The sequence below is a fragment of the Ensifer sp. 22460 genome (assembly GCF_052044935.1).
GTDB lineage: Bacteria > Pseudomonadota > Alphaproteobacteria > Rhizobiales > Rhizobiaceae > Ensifer.
Window position 1 is genome coordinate 300,643 of the sequence record NZ_JBQENZ010000001.1, and the last position, 18,025, is coordinate 318,667.

Genomic DNA, 18,025 nt, shown 5'->3' on the forward strand with positions numbered 1-18,025 from the left:
TGGCGAAGCGCCAATAAAAAGTCATACAATTCGGCCACGCGTTTCATCGCATGGTGAGGAGGAAGCTCGCATGAGCGACAAGAAGAAAGAACTGCGCAGCCGTCACTGGTACGGCGGCACCGACAAGGATGGATTTATCCATCGCTCCTGGATGAAGAACCAGGGATTTCCGGACCACGTTTTCGACGGCCGTCCGATCATCGGTATCTGCAACACCTGGTCGGAACTGACGCCCTGCAACAGCCACCTTCGCATCCTTGCCGAAGGGGTGAAGCGTGGCGTCTGGGAAGCCGGCGGCTTCCCGGTCGAGTTCCCGGTCTCCTCGCTCGGCGAGACGCAGATGCGCCCGACCGCGATGCTCTTCCGCAACCTGCTCGCGATGGACGTCGAAGAGGCGATCCGCGCCTATGGCATCGACGGCGTGGTTCTGCTCGGCGGCTGCGACAAGACGACGCCAGGCCAGCTGATGGGCGCTGCCTCCGTCGACCTGCCGACCATCGTCGTCTCCTCCGGACCGATGCTCAACGGCAAATGGAAGGGCAAGGACATCGGCTCCGGCACGGATGTCTGGAAGTTCTCCGAGGCCGTGCGCGCCGGCGAAATGAGCCTGCAGGAATTCATGGCGGCCGAAAGCGGCATGTCGCGGTCGCCGGGCGTGTGCATGACGATGGGCACGGCCACCACCATGGCCTCGATCGTCGAGGCGATGGGCCTGTCGTTGCCGACCAATGCGGCGCTTCCGGCCGTCGACGCCCGCCGCATGGCGCTGTCGCACATGACCGGCAAACGCATCGTCGAGATGGTGCATGAGGACCTGCGCCTGTCGAAGGTGCTGACCAAGAAGAACTTCGAAAACGGCATCATCGCCAATGCCGCCGTCGGCGGTTCGACCAATGCGGTCGTCCACATGCTGGCGATTGCCGGGCGCGCCGGCGTCGATCTCTGTCTCGAGGATTTCGACCGGGTCGGCAGCCAGGTTCCGTGCATCGTCAACTGCATGCCGTCGGGCAAGTATCTGATCGAAGATCTCGCCTATGCCGGCGGCCTGCCGGCCGTGATGAACCGCATCCAGCATCTGCTGCATGCCGATGCGCCGACGGTCTTCGGCGTGCCGATCAGCAAGTATTGGGAAGATGCCGAGGTCTACAACGACGACGTCATCCGTCCCCTCGATAATCCGCTCAGGGCGGCCGCCGGCATCCGCGTGCTCAAGGGCAACCTTGCGCCGAACGGTGCTGTCATCAAGCCGTCGGCTGCGAGCGAGCATCTGCTCGTACACGAGGGCCCGGCCTATGTCTTCGAAACGATCGAGGAACTGAAGGCGAAGATCGACGATCCTGATCTGCCGGTGACCGAGGACACCATTCTCGTGCTCAAGGGCTGCGGGCCCAAGGGCTATCCGGGCATGGCCGAGGTCGGCAACATGCCGATCCCGCGGCGGCTGGTGGAAAAAGGCGTGCGCGATATGGTGCGCGTTTCGGATGCCCGCATGTCCGGCACCGCCTTCGGCACCGTGGTCTTGCATGTCAGCCCGGAATCGAATGCCGGCGGGCCGCTCGCCATCGTCAAAACCGGCGATCGTATCCGCCTCGACGCGATGAAGGGCGAACTCAACCTGATGATCAGCGAGGAAGAGTTTGCGACGCGCATGGCTGCCTGGCAGGCGCCGCCGCAGAAATGGACGCGCGGCTACTACAAGCTCTACCAGGATACGGTGCTGCAGGCCGACAAGGGCGCAGACCTGGATTTCCTCGTCGGCGGCAGCGGCAGCGAGGTTCTGCGCGAAAGCCACTGACGACGACGCGTCGCAACGGTAATTCGCGAAGTGTTCAGATACCCCGCCACTCCGGCGGGGTATTTTTATCCGGCAAGCGGATGCGAATTGAAGGGGCGTGTTGCAGCCGATGCCGTGACGGGCGAACGCAGACGCGACCAGATCTGAACGCCGTAAAGCGCCAGACCAAGGGCAATGAAGAACTCCTTGTATTCGGTCGGGTCCCAGAGCCGAACGAGCAGTGAAGCCTGCAGGATAAACAGCTCCTGGATGGCAACAATCAGGACGGCGCCGATCGTCAGCACGATGAACTCGCGCCAGTGACCCGCCTTCAACGCGATATCCGCAATCACCAGCAGCATGATCACGGTCATCATCACCATCATCTGCGTCGGCAGTATGCTCCAGTTGTCGCTGTTGAAGGCGGCCATAGGCGCACTTGCCACCAGCACGAGCACGCCCGGCGCGAAGGCGTCGAGCCGGCCAAGGCTCACGCCCTTGCGAAGGTGGAGCCAAATGAAGGGCGCAAGCGTCAGCAGCACGAAACTGCCGGTGTAGTAGAGCAACTCGGAAAAGCCGGTTGAAATGTTGTGCAGGTTCAACTCCTGCTGCTTGTTGACGGCCAGGAGCCCTTCCGGCGTTGAGATGCCGAAGATGCGCTGCATCCAGGATATCTCCTCCATGCCAATCACGAAGAAGCCGGCGCTCAGAAGCGCCGCGGCGCTTGCGGCGATCCACGCAAGCCGCTCTCCCCCGGCGAGGGCTGCACGAAGCTGGCCTGTGGCCGCTGCGGCAAGGAACCCGCTGACGATGAAGATCAGCAGGGCGGACGACCACTCGATCAGGCCGTCCTCGCGCGCCAGGACACTGAAGACGTTCGGATCGATCGCGAAGACCAGTGCCATGAGCGTCGCAAGCGTCCATGTCGCCACGCAGATCCACAGCTCGCGACGCGAGGCCAGCCGGAGCACCGGCTCTCCGAGCCTGGAGACATCGCGGGTGAACCCCTGAACCGCGGCGAGCGACAGGCTGAGCGCGACCCAGGCATGCCAGAGGTTATAGGGCTGAACCTGAGGCGCACGCTCGGAAAAATAGCGAGCGCCGAAAAGGTTGCGCTCGATGGAAACGAGAGCGGCCATCGCCAGGACAGACAGGAGGGAGACCGAAAGAAAGCGCCGCGGCAGAAACATGGTGATGTCGTCCAGGATGACAGGACGAAGCACCTCTGCGTTCTATATCCTGTGTTCAGGGAAGTATCTGCAAGAACAATCAAGAATCCGTCAACGAATAGAAGACCATTATAAACCTCTAAAATACCTGAGTTCAGAATATAAAGACGATTCCCGTGAAAAATTGGCCGGTAATCTCCCGCTAAGTTCCAAAGGACATCGGGGATGAACGCAAGTGCGGCCTTACCCATTGAGATTTTGACTGTTTTTTCCGGAACCGTTTGGGCGCTTAGGCGTTGACGTCATATCACCGGTGCGGTGGATCTGGCGACAGCAGCCAGGCCCGTACCTTGATCTGAAACGTCAAGGAAAGGCAGTTTGACATGACTAAGAAACTCGTAACAACCGTCGCGGCTGGCGCGCTCTTCGCGGGTCTTGCTGTCGCCCCGGTAGCTTACACCCAGGATACGACGCAGCCTCAGCCCGACCAGACGCAGACCATGCAGCCGGCACCGACCACGGAAGCTCCGGCTAACGAGGCTCAGACGACGACGCCTCCGGCCGCAGGTGAAGCACCTGCCGACGTCGCGAAGTCGGATGCCACCTATCTGACCGAGCAGGCGAGCGACCAGATTGCAGCCAGCACCTATATGGGCCAGACCGTCTACAATGCCGGTGACGAGAGCATCGGTGAGATCAACGACCTGATCATCAAGAAGGATGGTGCCGTCGAGGCGGCCGTGATCGGCGTCGGTGGCTTCCTGGGTCTGGGCGAAAAGAATGTTGCGGTCCCGTTTGATCGCATCGCGATCGCCGAACAGCCCAATACGGACGCATTGAAGCTGACAACGACGGAAACCGCCGACACGCTGAAGGCGGCTCCGGAGTTCAAGACAAAGGCGCAGCAGGTGGCCGAGCAGAACGCCAACCAGCCGGTTGACACCTCGACGACCTCTTCGACGGGCACGGCACCGGCTCAGCCGCAGCAGTAATCAGTATCAGGCTGTCTTCAGTGCACCTACAGAGAGCGGCGGTACCCATCGCCGCTCTTTCCTTGTTCAAACGGGCTTTGCTCAGACGAGCACTCCATACCGAAGGGCGTCATAGATGCCCGCATGGATGTTGCGACTGGACACGGCGTCGCCGATCCGGAACATGTCGAAGCCGGCCGCGGGGTTTCGCTGCGGGATCGGGTTCTCCCCGCGAAGCAGGGCCTTGTAATCGACCGCGCCCAGATTGCGCGACAGCGGTTTCAGTTCACGATAGAGCTCATCCATCGGCAACGTACCGTGCTCGACCACGACCTGGGCCACGCGCCGTTCGACGACGGCTTTCTCAGAGAAGTCCGACCCCAGCGTTGCAATCAGCCCATTGCCGTCGCGCCGAACGGATCTGAGCCGCGTGTTGATCGTCACCCGCACATTCTTCTCGGCGAAGGCGGCCGCATAGGGCACATGGTTCATGCCACCGATCTCCGGCGCGAACATGCGCTCGGGCGAAACGATCTCGAGCTCGACGCCGGCACGCGCGATCAGTTCGGCAGCCGTCATGCCGCTATGGGCACCGTTGTCGTCGTAGAGCAGCACCGGGCCTTCCGGCTTCACAGCTCCGGCTATGATATCCCAGCTCGACACGACGAGGTTGTCGCCTGCATCGAGCGCAGGATTTTGCGCAATACCGCCGGTCGCCACCACGACGAGATCAGGGGCACGTTCCTCTATGTCGTCCACCCCGGCAAAGACGTTGTAGTGGATTGGAACGCCCAACCGCTCCAGCTCGGCCAGCCGCCAGTCGATGATGCCGATCAGTTCGCGGCGCCGCGGATTGCGCTGCGCCAGCAATATCTGGCCGCCGGCTGCTCCCGTCGCCTCCAGCACCTCGACCTGGTGGCCGCGCTCGGCAAGCACCCGGGCAGCTTCGAGCCCAGCCGGACCGGCGCCGACGACGACCGCCTTGCGTTTCGGCCCTTCGCTCTTCCGGATGACGTGCGGCACGATCGCCTCGCGCCCGGTGGCCGCATTGTGGATACAGAGCGCCCCGCCGCCTTCATAGATACGGTCGAGACAGTAGGTCGCGCCAACGCAGGGACGGATTTCCGCCTCCCTGCCCTCTTCGATCTTCCGGACGATATGCGGGTCGGCGATATGGGCGCGGGTCATGCCGACCATGTCGAGCTTGCCTTCGGCAATCGCGTGGCGGGCGGTCGCGACATCGGCGATGCGCGCGGCATGAAAGACCGGAAACTTCGTCGCCGCCCTCACCTCGCCGGCGAAATCGAGATGCGGCGATGCGGCCATGCCCTGGATCGGAATGACCTTGGTCAACGGCGCGTCATGATCGATATGGCCTCGAATGATGTTGAGGAAGTCGACCCTGCCGGAACCCGCCAGCCGCCGGGCGATTTCGATGCCCTCCTCCTTTGAGAGCCCCTTGTCCCAATCCTCGTCTGCGACCATGCGGATGCCGACGATGAAATCCGCGCCGACGGAGGCGCGGATTGCGTCGAGCACCATGTTGGTGAACCGCAGCCGGTTGTCGAGCGAGCCGCCGAAATCGTCGTCACGATGGTTCGTCGCCGGTGACCAGAAGCCATCCATCAGGTGGCCATAGGCCTCGAGCTCGATGCCGTCGAGGCCGGCGGCCTGCATGCGCGCGGCGGCCGCCGCATAGTCGCCGACGATACGCTCGATATCCCAGTCCTCGATCTCCTTGGGAAAGGAGCGGTGCGCGGCTTCACGCACCGGCGATGCGGAGAGAACTGGCAGCCAGTCACCCTTGTTCCAGCCGGTGCGGCGCCCGAGATGGGTGAGCTGGATCATCACCGCGCAATCATGCTCGTGACAGTCGTCGGCGATCTTCTTCAGCCACGGCACGATCTCGTCCGAATAGGCGTAGAGATTGCCAAAAGCCGGCGGCGAATCCTCAGACACGATCGCCGAGCCCGCGGTCATCGTCAGCGCCATGCCGCCCTTGGCCTTTTCCAGGTGATAAAGCCTGTAGCGATCCTTCGGCATGCCGTCTTCGGAATAGGCCGGCTCGTGCGCCGTCGACATGATCCGGTTCTTGAGCGTCAGATGCTTGAGGCGATAGGGCTGGAGCAGCGGGTCTTTCGATAGTGTCATTTCATATTCCTTGAGACGCGACGGATCGTGCCGGTTTCGTCAGTACCAGGCATCCGCCATGCTCTCCTTGCGGCGCGTGACATAATCGATCAGCGCCTCGTCGAGCGCCACGTCCAGCGGCGGCGCTTCGTATTCGGCAAGCGTCTTCTTCCAGGCGCGGTTGGCGCGTGTTGCCATATCGGTCTCGCCCTCCTCGACCCACTTCTCGAACGGTTCGTTGTCGGAGAGCGCCGAATCCCAGAAGGCCGTCTGGTAATTGCGCATGGTGTGATCGCAACCGAGGAAGTGGCTGCCGGGACCGACCTGCAGGAAGGCGTCCATCGCCAGCGTGTTGTCGTCGACGACGACGCCGGCGAGATAGGAATGCAGCGCGCCGCAGAAGTCCGTGTCCATGACAAACTTCTCGTAGGACATGGCGAGCAGCCCATCGACGAAACCGGCCGAATGCAGAATGAAATTGGCGCCGCAATGCACCGCCGACAGCATCGACATCGCGCCTTCCTGCATCGCCTGCGCGTCGGGCAGCTTCGAATTGGAGAAGTTGCCGGCGCAGCGCAGCGGCAGGCCGAGCCGGCGTGCGAGCTGGCCGACGACCATGCTGCCGATCGCCGGCTCCGGCGTGCCGAAGGTCGGCGAACCCGAGCGTAGCGACATGGACGACAGGAAATTGCCGAAAATGACCGGTGCACCCTTGCGTTCGAGCTGGGTCAGCGCACAGCCGGCGAGCGTTTCGGCATAGGACTGGGCGATGGCGCCGGCATTGGTGACCGGCCCCATGGCGCCGCCCAGAATAAAGGGCACGATGACCGCCGCCTGGTTTGCGCGCGCATAGGCGCGCAACGATTTCGTCATCGTCCCGTCCCAGACCAGCGGCGAGTTGACGTTGACGTTGCCGAGGATGACGCAGTTGCGGTCGACGAAATCGCGGCCGAAAAGAATGCGTGCCATCTCGATCGAGTCCGCGGCCCGCTCTTCGGCCGTGATCGAACCCATGAAGGCGCGGTCGGAATATTTGATGTGGCTGTAGACCATGTCGAGGTGGCGCTTGTTGACGGGCACATCGACCGGCTCGCAGATCGTGCCGCCGGAATGGTGCAGCCATGGGCTCGATTGCGCCAGCTTGATCAAATTGCGGAAGTCCTCGATCGTGCCGTAGCGCCGGCCCTTGTCGAGATCCATGACGAAGGGCGACCCATAGGCCGGGGAGAAGACGACGTTGTTGCCGCCGATCTCGACATTGCGGGCGGGATTGCGGGCGTGCTGTGTGAACTGCCGTGGTGCCGAGGCGACGATTTCCTTGAGCATGCCGGGCTCGAAGGTTACGCGCACGCCATCGATCTTGGCGCCGGACCGCTTCCAATGGTCGAGCGCCTCGGGGTCGTCGCGGAACTCGATGCCGACCTCGGCAAGGATACGATCGGCGACCGCTTCGATACGCAGCAGGCTCTCTTCGCCGAGGATATCGTAGGTCGGGATGTTGCGGACGATGTAGGGAACGCCGAGGCTTCGGCCCGCGCCTTCGCGCCGTTGCGGTCTTGAGCCCCGCGTCCGTCTCGGTGCCGCCTCGCCTGCTGCCAGTACTGTGTCCATTTTCACATACTCCCATCACCTGAGATGATGCTATTGACGAAAAATTCCATTGTAACGCTGGAAAAATTCGAGCCATGCGATAAGCATGATTTATGGAAAACCTGCGCCGCCTGCTTCCCTCCGCCGCCAGCCTCATCGTTTTCGAGGCGGCCGGCCGTCACCAGAACTTCACCCGAGCCGCAAGCGAGCTCGGCATGACGCAGGCGGCGGTCTCCTACGCCATCCGCGGCCTCGAAGACCAGCTGGGCGTGCCGCTGTTTCACCGCGTGCACCGGGCGGTGGAACTGACCGAGGCGGGGGAGAAATTTCACGCCGACGTGTCGGTCGGTCTGTCGCGCATTCAGAAGTCGGCGGAGGAAATCCGCGCCAAGGGCCGCGAAACCAACGTAACGCTTGCGGCGTCGACCGCCTTTGCCTCGATGTGGATGCTGCCGCGCCTCAACCGCATGCGCGAGGACCTGCCGGAGATCGACCTCCGCATCCAGACGAGCGTGCGCGATCTCGATCTTGAGGAGGATCCGATCCCGCTCGGCATCCGCGGCGGCGACCCCAGCCACTGGCCGCGCTATCATGCCGCCCAGCTCGCCGAGGAGGTCGTCAACGCCGTCGCAACGCCGGCCTATATCGAGGAGCACGGGCTGCCGGGGACCGCAGCCGACCTGCAGCGGCACAACCTCATTCATCTCGAGGAACCGGTGCGACGGGCCTGCGACTGGACCGAATGGTTTGCGAGCGCCGGCCTCACCTATCCCAAGCAGGCACGCCGCCTGACGATCAACGATTATGTTCTGGTCATGCAGGCGGTGCTCGCGGGCGAAGGCGTGGCGCTCGGCTGGGAACACCTGATCAACCCGCAGATCCGCTCCGGCGCCCTGATGCCGGTCGCCGGACACGTGCTCAAGACCGGTCTCGCCTTTTATGTCGTCTGGCCGCGGTCACGCGAACTCAACGCCCAGGCAAAACGGGTCCGCGACTGGTTGTTGGAAGAGGGGCGGCGGGATCGCGTGGCGCTCTCGGGAACCGGTGAATAGACCGATCAGGCCTGGACCGAAACACCGCTATAACGATCGGAAAGGTACCGCATCGTCGCCACGGCATCGGCCGGTTTTCCATAGAAGTAGCCCTGCCCGAGGCCGCAACCGAGCGCCTTCAGCTTCAAGGCTTCGGAAAAGTCCTCGATGCCTTCAGCGACGACTTCCAGTTCGAGGCCCTCGCACATCGAGACGATCGCCTTGATGATGTGTTCCGAAGCACGGTCGGCGGAAATGCGCGAGACGAAGGCGCGATCGATCTTGACCTTGTCGAAAGAAAAATCGCGAAGGCGACCCAGGCTCGACTGCCCGGTGCCGAAGTCGTCGAGCGAGACGCGCACGCCGGCGGCACGCAGTTCCGCAACGATCTTCTGGGCGATGTCGGCATCGGCCATGACAGCCGTCTCGGTGATCTCCAGTTCCAATCGCCTGGGATCGAGGCCGATCTGATGGATGATCGACAGCAACCGGTGGCTGGTCGCCGGATCCATGAGCTGCGCCGAGGAAAGATTGAAGGAGAGGAAAAGCTCCTTCGGCCAGGAGAGCGCCGCATGCGCCGCCTTGCGCAACAGCACTTCAGCGAGAGATTCGATAAACCCGCGCTCCTCAGCAAGCGGCACGAAAACAGCCGGCGAAACATAGCCGAGATCGGCGTCGCACCAGCGCGCCAAGGCTTCGAAACCGACGACCGCATCATTGCGCAAATCGACGATCGGCTGGAAATGCACGTCGACTTCGTTGGCGATGATGGCATTGCGCAGCGCCTGCTCGAGCTGCGTCGCGCGCTTCATCTCCTGGGCGATTTCCTGCGAATAGACGGTGATCTGGCCACGGCCGCGCCGCTTCGAACGATAGAGTGCTGTATCTGCGCTCTTCAGCAGATCCTCGAACACTTCTCCGGCAAAGGGGTAGACCGCAAATCCGAAGGACGCGGACAGACGCACATGGCGGTCGCCGAGATCGAAGGGCGCCGACAGCACCTCCTTCAACATCTGCCCGACCTTCTCCGCCCCCTTGCGCTCGAAGACGAGCGGCAGGACGAAGGCGAACTCGTCACTTTCCGAACGGGTGATCGTCGCCCCCTCGGGCGCGCAGGCTTTCAGCCGGTAGGCCACCTGGCAGAGGATCTCGTCACCAGCCGCCGGCCCGAACAGGTCATTGATCGGCTTGAAACCATCGATATTGGCAAGGCCGATGGTGAAGGGCGCGGGATCGCTTGCACGCTCCCTGGCGAGATCCAGCACGGTCTGGCGCAGGCAGCGGGAATTACCGAACCCCGTCAATAGATCGACGTTGCCCGTCACGGCGGGCATCTCGAGGCCGATGCGATGATAGGGGTCTCAACCGCCGTCATTGCCGCGTCTCCGCAGCTCGGTCAGCAGTATGCGGGCGACGACGCTCCGCTGCCGGCGAAACCGAACGCCACGGCGCGAACCGGCAATGTCGTTCCGACACGGTCCGGACATGGGCAACGGGATGGGCGCAATGCATTCGGGCGGGCTCTACACTTTAACGGCAATTCGGTGCAGACGATCGCAATCGGCGGTTAACAATCCGATATCGCTCTGCTCCTAGATCTGCCATTAGCCTCCCCAATTCTAGCGAGTTGACACGTCTTTCATTCAACCTGCCGTTCGCATCGCCTTTGCCGGCATGAATTTTCTAAGCACCGCCTCGATCATGTCGGGGCTCACGGGCTTCATGATATGGTCGTCCATGCCCGATGCCTTGCACTGCTGCAGGTCGATATCCAGCGCCTGCGCGGTGACCGCGATGATCGGCGTTTTCTGCCCTCTGGTATTTTCTGCCGACCGGATGGCGACCGTGGCATCGAAGCCGTTCATGATCGGCATCGAGACGTCCATCAGCACCAGAGCCGGTTGCAGTTCATGCCAGAGCTCGACGGCCTCGCGGCCGTTGGCGGCGATCCGATGCGAGACGCCGAGCCCCTCCAGGATTTGCGTGAACACGAACTGGTTGATCTGATTGTCTTCGGCAACGAGCACGTCGACCTGTGGCGTCGGCGGCGGTGCAGCAATCCCCTCGCCTTCAAACGACAACGACCAATCGGGCTGCAGCGTCGGAGACGCCGTAGTCCGCTCGGAGCAGACGCGGAACACTTCGGCCAGCACCGCAGCGCCGTCCTGCTGCGCGGAAAGCGGCAGGACCGGGCAATGACGCCAGGCCGAAACGATCTGCTGTCTCTCGGAAAACGCCAGGTCGAGAAGCAGGACATCGAGCTTGATGCCGGCGTCCTCGACCGCATGTCCGAAGGCACGAAGCTCACCCGCATCGCGAACAGCGCAGGCGTCGAGCCCAGAGCCACGCAGACGCCCGACGAGCCGGTCTTCCATCGCCCGGTCGGTCGTGGCAACCAGGACACGAAGACCGCGGGCCGGCAAGGTCTCGATCATCGATCCCGCTCCCACGAGTTGCTGGACATTCAGCGCCCGGAACGGGTCGTAGAAATTCTGCGCCGCCGCGAAGATGCTGTAATCGCGGATCTGCAGGCCAACTTCGGCCGGAGGTTCATCGCTACTCTGATGCAAGAGGGCGATATCGGTGACGTCGTTCATGCAGGTCACGACGAAATGACGGCCGGGCATGCCGACGCGGTACTTGCGCGTGAGCACCCAGAGATCGCTGCCATCGGCGCGCACGATGTGCTCGGCCTGCGAGTATGCCTTGCCGGTCTCGAGCACCATCCGGTCGGACTGCTCGAAACGTTCGGCAAGCTCGCTTTCGACCAGATCCCAGGCGGAACGGCCGAGAATGGCATCCTGCTGCAGATCATGGATCAGGCAGAAGGCCTTGTTGACGGCGATATAGTTAAGGTTGCGATCCTTGACGCAGATCGGATTGGGCTGGGCATCGAGGATCTGTTCGGTCAGCTCGACGCGCTCCAGGTCCGTCTGAAGCTGCTCGTCGCGCTTCTTCTGGTCGGAAACGTCGCTGATCGACAGGATGCCGATGCCGCTCGATAGCCGACGCTTGCGCATCGAAACCCAGCGGGTACGGCCGGCGCGCTCGACGCTTTCGTAACGTTCGCGCCAGTGCAGCGCCATATGTTCGGCAATCCAGTCCTCGCGATTGGTGCGGCGGCGGCTGCTTTCCGGAACGGTGCCGGGGCGAACGCCGGTGTCATAAACGGCGCCGAGAAAATCTCGCAGACGCGTGCCCGGCATCAGGATTTCCGACGGCACAGGGAAGAACTGCAGCATCGTGCGGCTAGCAAAGAGAATGGTGTCGTCCCGACTGCAGACAAGCACAGCGATGCCGAGTGCGTCGCAGCTCGACTCCAGAATGATCCGGTTGATGTCCGCGCCGTTCGACGCCCCATCGCTCATTGCGCTGTCCTCACTCGCCTACCGCATACTTCAATCGTCCCCGATCTGAGGAAACATGCGGCCATTCACAGTGCTACAGCGACCTCAGCGCGCCCAGTAGGACGCGCGGCGCTGCGGCGGCGGTTCATTTCGGGACATGCTGGGAAGGCCTTGGCAGGCGTCTCTTCGAGCGGCGGGAGTACGGCGTCCAGCTACGCCGCAATGCTCAAAAGACAAAACCCGTGATCATTCAGGTTGTTGTGGAAAATCGCAGCAGAGTGTTAAGGGGCGATTAAACCGCCCGCTCATTTTTCCGCAACGAAGACCGCGTTCATTTAAGGCCGCGGACGAGGCGCCATTTCCCCTTTCGTTTCCCAAGCGAATCCGGGAAAATGGGACATGGCCATCAAGCAACTTTCAGAAACCCTCATCAACCAGATCGCCGCCGGCGAAGTCATCGAACGCCCCGCCAGCGCCGCCAAGGAACTGATTGAGAACGCCCTCGACGCCGGCGCCACGCGCATCGAAATCGCGACCGCAGGCGGCGGCAAGACGCTCCTGCGCGTGACCGACAATGGCTCAGGCATGACGCCGAACGATCTCGAACTGGCGGTGCGCCGGCACTGTACGTCGAAGCTCGACGACAGCCTGTTCGACATTCGCACGCTCGGCTTTCGGGGCGAGGCGCTGCCTTCGATCGGCTCGGTCGCTCGCCTCTCGATCACCACACGCACGGTCGGCGCCACTGAAGGCGCGGTCATCGCCGTCACCGGCGGCAAGACCGATCCGGTTCGCCCGTCGCCCGCCAATACCGGCACGGTTGTCGAGGTCCGCGACCTCTTCTTCGCGACGCCGGCGCGGCTGAAATTCATGAAGTCCGAGAAGGCGGAAGCGGCGGCGATCTCCGAGATCGTACGCCGCATGGCGATCGCCTTCCCGGCGGTCCGCTTCGTGCTCTCAGGCAGCGACCGCTCGACGCTGGAATTCCCGGCGACCGGCGACGATCGTCTGGCGCGCATGGCCCAGGTGCTCGGCAAGGATTTCCGCGACAACGCGATCGAAATCGATGCGACACGCGAAGATGTCGGGCTCACCGGCTTTGCCGGCGTGCCGACCTACAATCGCGGCAACTCGCTGCAGCAATATGTCTTCGTCAATGGCCGCCCGGTGCAGGACAAGCTGTTGCTGTCGGCGATCCGGGCCGCCTATTCCGAAACGATCCCGAGCGGCCGCTATCCGGTCGCGGTGCTGTCGATCGCGCTCGACCCGGCGCTCGTCGACGTCAACGTGCATCCGGCGAAATCCGATGTGCGCTTCCGCGACCCGGGCCTCATCCGCGGGCTGATCATCGGTGCCATCCGCGAGGCGCTGACGCGCGAAGGCGACCGGGCGGCAACCACCGGCGCCAGTGGTCTGATGCGGGCCTTCCGAGCGGAGTCCTATCGGCCGCAGGCGCCGTGGACGCCGGAAACTTCGCCATCACGACCCATGCAATTCGAGACGGTGAACGGCCGCTTCTCCGAACAGCCGCAGGCGAGCTTCGCTGCCTTTGCGGCACCATCGGCACGGACTGGCGCCCCGTCCGAGCGTGAGGCAGCGGTCGCGCAACAGGAAACGCCGGCACCGCCATCCTTCCCGCTCGGCGCGGTCAGGGCGCAGCTCCATGAGAACTACATCGTCGCCCAGACGAATGACGGCCTCGTCATCGTCGACCAGCATGCCGCCCATGAGCGGCTGGTGTTCGAGGCGATGCGCACGGCGCTGCATTCACGGCCCGTCGCGGCGCAGGCTTTGCTGATCCCGGAAATCGTCGATCTGGCCGAAGACGATTGCGACCGACTGATGGCGCATGCGGCGGAGTTCGCCCGCCTTGGCCTTGCCATCGAACGCTTCGGCCCGGGGGCGATCGCCGTGCGCGAGACGCCTGCCATGCTCGGCGAAATGGATGCCGTCGGCCTGGTGCGCCAGCTTGCCGACGAACTTGCCGAATGGGACACCGCCAACGGCCTCACAAGCCGGCTCGAATATCTTGCCGCGACGATGGCCTGCCATGGATCGGTGCGCTCCGGCCGACGCATGCGCACCGAGGAAATGAACGCTTTGCTGCGGCAGATGGAGGCGACGCCCGGCTCCGGCCAATGCAACCACGGGCGGCCGACCTATATCGAGCTCAAGCTTTCCGATATTGAACGGCTGTTCGGCCGAAGCTGATCGCGCGCGGCGGCGAAATGCGGCTGGCATTTTGCCGGATGGCGAGCTAGACCAGAGAACAGACCACAGAGACGCAATAGGCAACGAACATGATGAACCGGTTTGAAGGAAGCGCGTCGCGCGAGGCGAAAATCCGTTATCTCGACGGCGACTTTCAGATCATTCTCGCCGGCTCGCATGTGATCTGCGCGATGACCGGCAAGACCATTCCCGTCGACGAGCTGCGCTACTGGAGCGTCGCCCGGCAGGAAGCCTATGTCGATGCGGAAGCCTCGCTCGAGGCGGAAAAGCGCGCCGGCGCGCTGCCGAACCAGCGCCGCTAAGGCTCAGCCCGGCTTCTCCCACACCGATAAGTGATTACTTGCTCGCGCCTTCGCGCAGCTTTCGCGCGCGCGCGGCAGCAAGTGCCGTCTCGATAATCTTCTTGGGCGCCATAGGGTCGTCGAAGCGCACGTCGATTTCGATCACGCGGCTGGCCGCGGCCAGCTCGGCGGCGCGGCCATGGCCGGGCTCGAGCCGAACCATGTCCTTGGCGGTCGTGACAAGCGTGCAGCCCAAGGCCGCCGCTCGATCGAGCAGGTCGGCGATCTCGTCGTCGGAGAAATGGTGATGATCCGGAAAGCTGCGGGTTTCCTCGACGACAGCACCGGTCTCGCGCACCGTGCGGTAGAATTTCTCCGGATCGGCGATACCGGCCCAGGCAAGGACCTTGACGCCTTTCAGCGACCCGTCGTCGAGCCTCACCACATCGGCCTCGTAGATCTGCTTTCCGGCGCGGGCTGCGCGGCGGATCAGGGCATCGGCCTCCGTGCCGCCGCCGATCTTCAGCAATGCCGTGGCGTGCCGAAGTTGATTGGGCAGCGGCGCCCGCACGGGGCCTGCCGGCACCAGATAGCCGTTGCCGATGCCGCGGCGCGAGTCGATGACCAAAAGCGCAAAGTCGAAGGCCAGACGCGCGCTCTGGAAGCCGTCGTCCATGATGATGATATCGACACCTTCCTTCGCCAGCCGGCGGGCGCCATCGACACGGCGGCGGCAGACGACGGTCAACGCCTCACGCGCCAGAAGCAGGGGCTCGTCGCCGACATCGCGCGCACGGTGATGCTCCGGATCGACGACGGTCGTCACGTCGAGCGAGCCGCCATAGCCGCGGCTCAGGAACCCGGGTTTCAACCCTTTCTGACGGATGACGCGGGCAAGCGCGATCGCGGTCGGCGTCTTGCCGGCGCCGCCGACGGTGAAGTTGCCGATGCAGATGACCGGAACCGGAACCGAGGCTCGATGGGCTCGGTCCATGCGCAGGCCGGCAATCCGGCCATATACCCATGAAAACGGCCACAACGCGCGCGCACGCCAATCCGCCTTTGTCCACCAGAATGGTGGCGCTTCCGATACCATCTTCGTTCCGTGCCCCAGCCGGTGTCGTCCATCCGCTCCGGGAGGACATATGTCGTTCTTGCCGCCGGAAGCCGGCGGATCGCCCAAAAAACGTCAGAATGTGAAAAAACGCAAGCTATGGATACGATTGCAGCGACCTGGGCCGGCGGCCGCGCGGCAGAATGGCCTGCCGACAGACAAGTGCTTCACGCTTTTCCCGGATTTGCGACTAGAGCGTCCCGCTTTCAAGCGGAATCACGTGAAAGCGGAAAGATGCTCTAGAAACAAAGTGCTAGAGCGTCCTTAGTGCGTTCATCTGAACACACGGCGCTCTAGAGGACAGCCTCAAGTTCGGTGATGTCGGCAAGGCAATGGTCCGAAGCCGCCGCGAGCGACTGGCGCGAACCGGTCCCGGTCAGCACCGCGACCGTCATGCCGACGCCGGCACTGCGGCCCATGTGCATGTCGTGATTGTTGTCGCCGACGACGACGACCTGATGCGGCTCCAAGCCTGTTGCGGCACAAAAGCCGAGCACCATGCCAGGCTCCGGCTTGACGCCGTAGCCGCTGTCATAACCCGCTACATAATGCAGGTAACCATCGAAACCGAAGCGTTTGGCGGTCTCGCGGATCGATTTTTCGTTGTCGCTGGAGGCGACCCCAAGCCGATAGCCCTTGGCATGCAGACCGGCGAAGAATGTGCCAAGATCGGTGACCGGGACGGCATATTCCGCCGAGCGCGCGAACAGGCTGTCGAACAGGGTGGTGAGATCCGCCACGGTAAAGGGCGCGCCCGCCCCCACGAAACCGGTCGCGATCTCAACCGTGTTGCCCGCCGCAAGCAGGCTGTCAGGCAGTACATGGCCGGTGTCGGCGTCCATGCCGCCCGCTTTCAGCAATACGCGGGCCAATGCCTCATCACCCTTGGCCGCAAGCCGTGCCAGCTCATAGTTCACCGGCACCCAGCTCTTTGCGTAGTCGAGCAGGGTTCCGTCCTTGTCGAACAGGATGCCGGCTATGGCCTTGGGTGCGGTCATGATGAGGGATCGTCTCCTGTTTGTGTCAGCTTTCGGTCGGGGGATTGAGACGCGCCTTGACGATGAGCGGATTGATATAGGGCTCGAGCCCCTTCATCGTCGCCGACAGAGCGCCGCGCATCTCTTGCACGGTTTCGAGGCCGGCATCGATCATCGAGCGACGCATGTCGTCGTTGGCGAGCAGATAGTTGACGCCCTTCGCCAGCATCTCGACGTCGCGCACGATCTTGGCGCTGCCGTTCTTTGCAAGCGTCTGATAAGTCTCGCGAAAATTTTGCACATTGCCGCCGGACAGGATAGCGCAGCCGAGCATCGCCGGCTCCAGCGGGTTCTGGCCGCCTTCGGCAAAGAGCGAGCGGCCGACAAAGGCGACTTCGGTCAGGCGCAGATAGAGGCCCATTTCACCGATGGTGTCGCCGAGGAAGACATCGACATCCGGCGTCAGCGGATCACGCCGCGTGCGGCGCGCGACCTTCAGGCCCTTGGCCGTCAGCGCCGCCTCGATCGCATCGCCGCGCTCGGGATGGCGCGGCACGATGATCGTCAGGAGGCCGGTGCGTTCCTTCAGCGCGCGGTGCACGACGCCGGCAGCGTTTTCCTCGCCGTCGAAGGTCGAGATCGCCGCCCAGGTCTTCCGCGTGCCGATCTGCTGCTCATACTCCTTCAGCGCCAGCGGATCATGCGGCGGCGCATCAGTGTCGACCTTCAGATTGCCGGAGACCATGACCGGCAGCGCGCCGAGCGTGCGGAAGCGCTCCGCATCGACGTCGGACTGCGCGATGACCAGCGCCAGGTTTTCAAAAAGCGCGTCGGCAAGCGCCGGCCGCCGCTTCCACCGGGCGAAGGTGCGATCGGACAGACGGCCGTTCACCAGAACCTGCGGAATATGGCGCCGGCCGAGCTCCAGGATGGTCATCGGCCAGATTTCGGACTCGGCGATGATCGCGAGATCCGGCTCCCAATAGTTCAGAAACCGGCTGACCGCCGGCTTGAAATCGAGCGGGACATACTGGTGGATGACGCCTGTTCCCAGGCGCTGGGCAACGACACGTGCCGAGGTCATCGTACCCGTCGTCAGCACGACATTGATGCCGCGCCTGCGGATTTCCTTGATCAATGGGATGACCGCATTGGTCTCGCCGACACTGGCGGCGTGAAACCAGACGAGCGGGCCTTGCGGCCGCGGTGCGCTCGCATGGCCGTAGCGCTCGCGACGGCGAGCCGGATCCTCCTTGCCCTTCGCCGCGCGAATGGCAAGGTAGGACCAAACCAGGGGATAGATGGCCGAGCCGATCCAGCGATAGCTGGAGAGCGCCAGGCGCGCGCGAAAGCTGCTCATGACGAGACACCTTCCCCAGCCGTCTCAGCGGCGAGAAACTTAGGGGCGA

General features: G+C 63.2%; 13 protein-coding genes. 5 read left to right on the forward strand and 8 right to left on the reverse strand.

Annotated elements, in window-relative coordinates:
• The first annotated feature begins 70 nt into the window (after window positions 1-70).
• Window positions 71-1,795 carry an IlvD/Edd family dehydratase gene (locus ACTJKM_RS01480; protein WP_058320427.1) on the forward strand — a complete coding sequence of 575 codons (1,725 nt, stop codon included), beginning with the start codon at window positions 71-73 and terminating at the stop codon, window positions 1,793-1,795.
• 65 nt (window positions 1,796-1,860) lie between these two features.
• Here ACTJKM_RS01480 and ACTJKM_RS01485 read toward each other — a convergent pair whose 3' ends face one another.
• Window positions 1,861-2,997, reverse strand: a complete 1,137-nt coding sequence (locus ACTJKM_RS01485) for a hypothetical protein (protein ID WP_440659873.1) — start codon at window positions 2,995-2,997, stop codon at window positions 1,861-1,863.
• A gap of 329 nt (window positions 2,998-3,326) precedes the next feature.
• On the opposite strand from ACTJKM_RS01485, the gene ACTJKM_RS01490 reads away from it, so the two are divergent.
• Window positions 3,327-3,935, forward strand: a complete 609-nt coding sequence (locus ACTJKM_RS01490; protein ID WP_058320429.1) for a PRC-barrel domain-containing protein — start codon at window positions 3,327-3,329, stop codon at window positions 3,933-3,935.
• 81 nt (window positions 3,936-4,016) lie between these two features.
• Here the strand turns inward: ACTJKM_RS01490 and ACTJKM_RS01495 are convergent, their stop codons facing one another.
• Window positions 4,017-6,065 (reverse strand): NADH:flavin oxidoreductase, encoded by a 2,049-nt coding sequence (locus ACTJKM_RS01495; protein ID WP_058325447.1) that lies wholly within the window; start codon window positions 6,063-6,065, stop codon window positions 4,017-4,019.
• 39 nt (window positions 6,066-6,104) lie between these two features.
• Complete coding sequence (locus ACTJKM_RS01500; protein WP_440659874.1) at window positions 6,105-7,655, reverse strand: trimethylamine methyltransferase family protein; 1,551 nt, start codon at window positions 7,653-7,655, stop codon at window positions 6,105-6,107.
• Between the two features lie 92 nt (window positions 7,656-7,747).
• Here ACTJKM_RS01500 and ACTJKM_RS01505 point away from each other — a divergent pair, with 92 nt between their 5' ends.
• Window positions 7,748-8,686 (forward strand): LysR substrate-binding domain-containing protein, encoded by a 939-nt coding sequence (locus ACTJKM_RS01505; RefSeq protein WP_093232032.1) that lies wholly within the window; start codon window positions 7,748-7,750, stop codon window positions 8,684-8,686.
• 5 nt (window positions 8,687-8,691) lie between these two features.
• Here the strand turns inward: ACTJKM_RS01505 and ACTJKM_RS01510 are convergent, their stop codons facing one another.
• Both ACTJKM_RS01510 and ACTJKM_RS01515 read right to left on the reverse strand, forming a co-directional pair.
• Window positions 8,692-9,990 carry a putative bifunctional diguanylate cyclase/phosphodiesterase gene (locus ACTJKM_RS01510; protein WP_440659876.1) on the reverse strand — a complete coding sequence of 433 codons (1,299 nt, stop codon included), beginning with the start codon at window positions 9,988-9,990 and terminating at the stop codon, window positions 8,692-8,694.
• A gap of 318 nt (window positions 9,991-10,308) precedes the next feature.
• Window positions 10,309-12,033, reverse strand: a complete 1,725-nt coding sequence (locus tag ACTJKM_RS01515; RefSeq protein WP_440659877.1) for a response regulator — start codon at window positions 12,031-12,033, stop codon at window positions 10,309-10,311.
• A 378-nt stretch (window positions 12,034-12,411) separates the two neighbouring features.
• On the opposite strand from ACTJKM_RS01515, the gene mutL reads away from it, so the two are divergent.
• Window positions 12,412-14,223: a DNA mismatch repair endonuclease MutL gene (gene mutL, locus ACTJKM_RS01520; RefSeq protein WP_192494630.1), complete on the forward strand. Its 1,812-nt coding sequence runs from the start codon at window positions 12,412-12,414 to the stop codon at window positions 14,221-14,223.
• Between the two features lie 89 nt (window positions 14,224-14,312).
• Window positions 14,313-14,546: a DUF2093 domain-containing protein gene (locus ACTJKM_RS01525; RefSeq protein WP_057250852.1), complete on the forward strand. Its 234-nt coding sequence runs from the start codon at window positions 14,313-14,315 to the stop codon at window positions 14,544-14,546.
• A 34-nt stretch (window positions 14,547-14,580) separates the two neighbouring features.
• On the opposite strand, the gene lpxK is transcribed toward ACTJKM_RS01525, so the two are convergent.
• From lpxK to waaA, 3 genes are all read right to left on the reverse strand, one after another.
• A complete protein-coding gene (lpxK, locus tag ACTJKM_RS01530) occupies window positions 14,581-15,621 on the reverse strand; it encodes a tetraacyldisaccharide 4'-kinase (protein ID WP_057250854.1) in 1,041 nt (346 codons plus the stop codon).
• Window positions 15,622-15,932: 311 nt separating this feature from the next.
• On the reverse strand, window positions 15,933-16,637 hold the full coding sequence (locus tag ACTJKM_RS01535) for an HAD family hydrolase (RefSeq protein ID WP_057250856.1): 705 nt from the start codon (window positions 16,635-16,637) through the stop codon (window positions 15,933-15,935).
• Window positions 16,638-16,662: 25 nt separating this feature from the next.
• Entirely contained in the window at window positions 16,663-17,976 is a 1,314-nt protein-coding gene (waaA, locus tag ACTJKM_RS01540; RefSeq protein WP_440659878.1) for a lipid IV(A) 3-deoxy-D-manno-octulosonic acid transferase, read from the reverse strand.
• Between the last annotated feature and the right edge of the window lie 49 nt (window positions 17,977-18,025).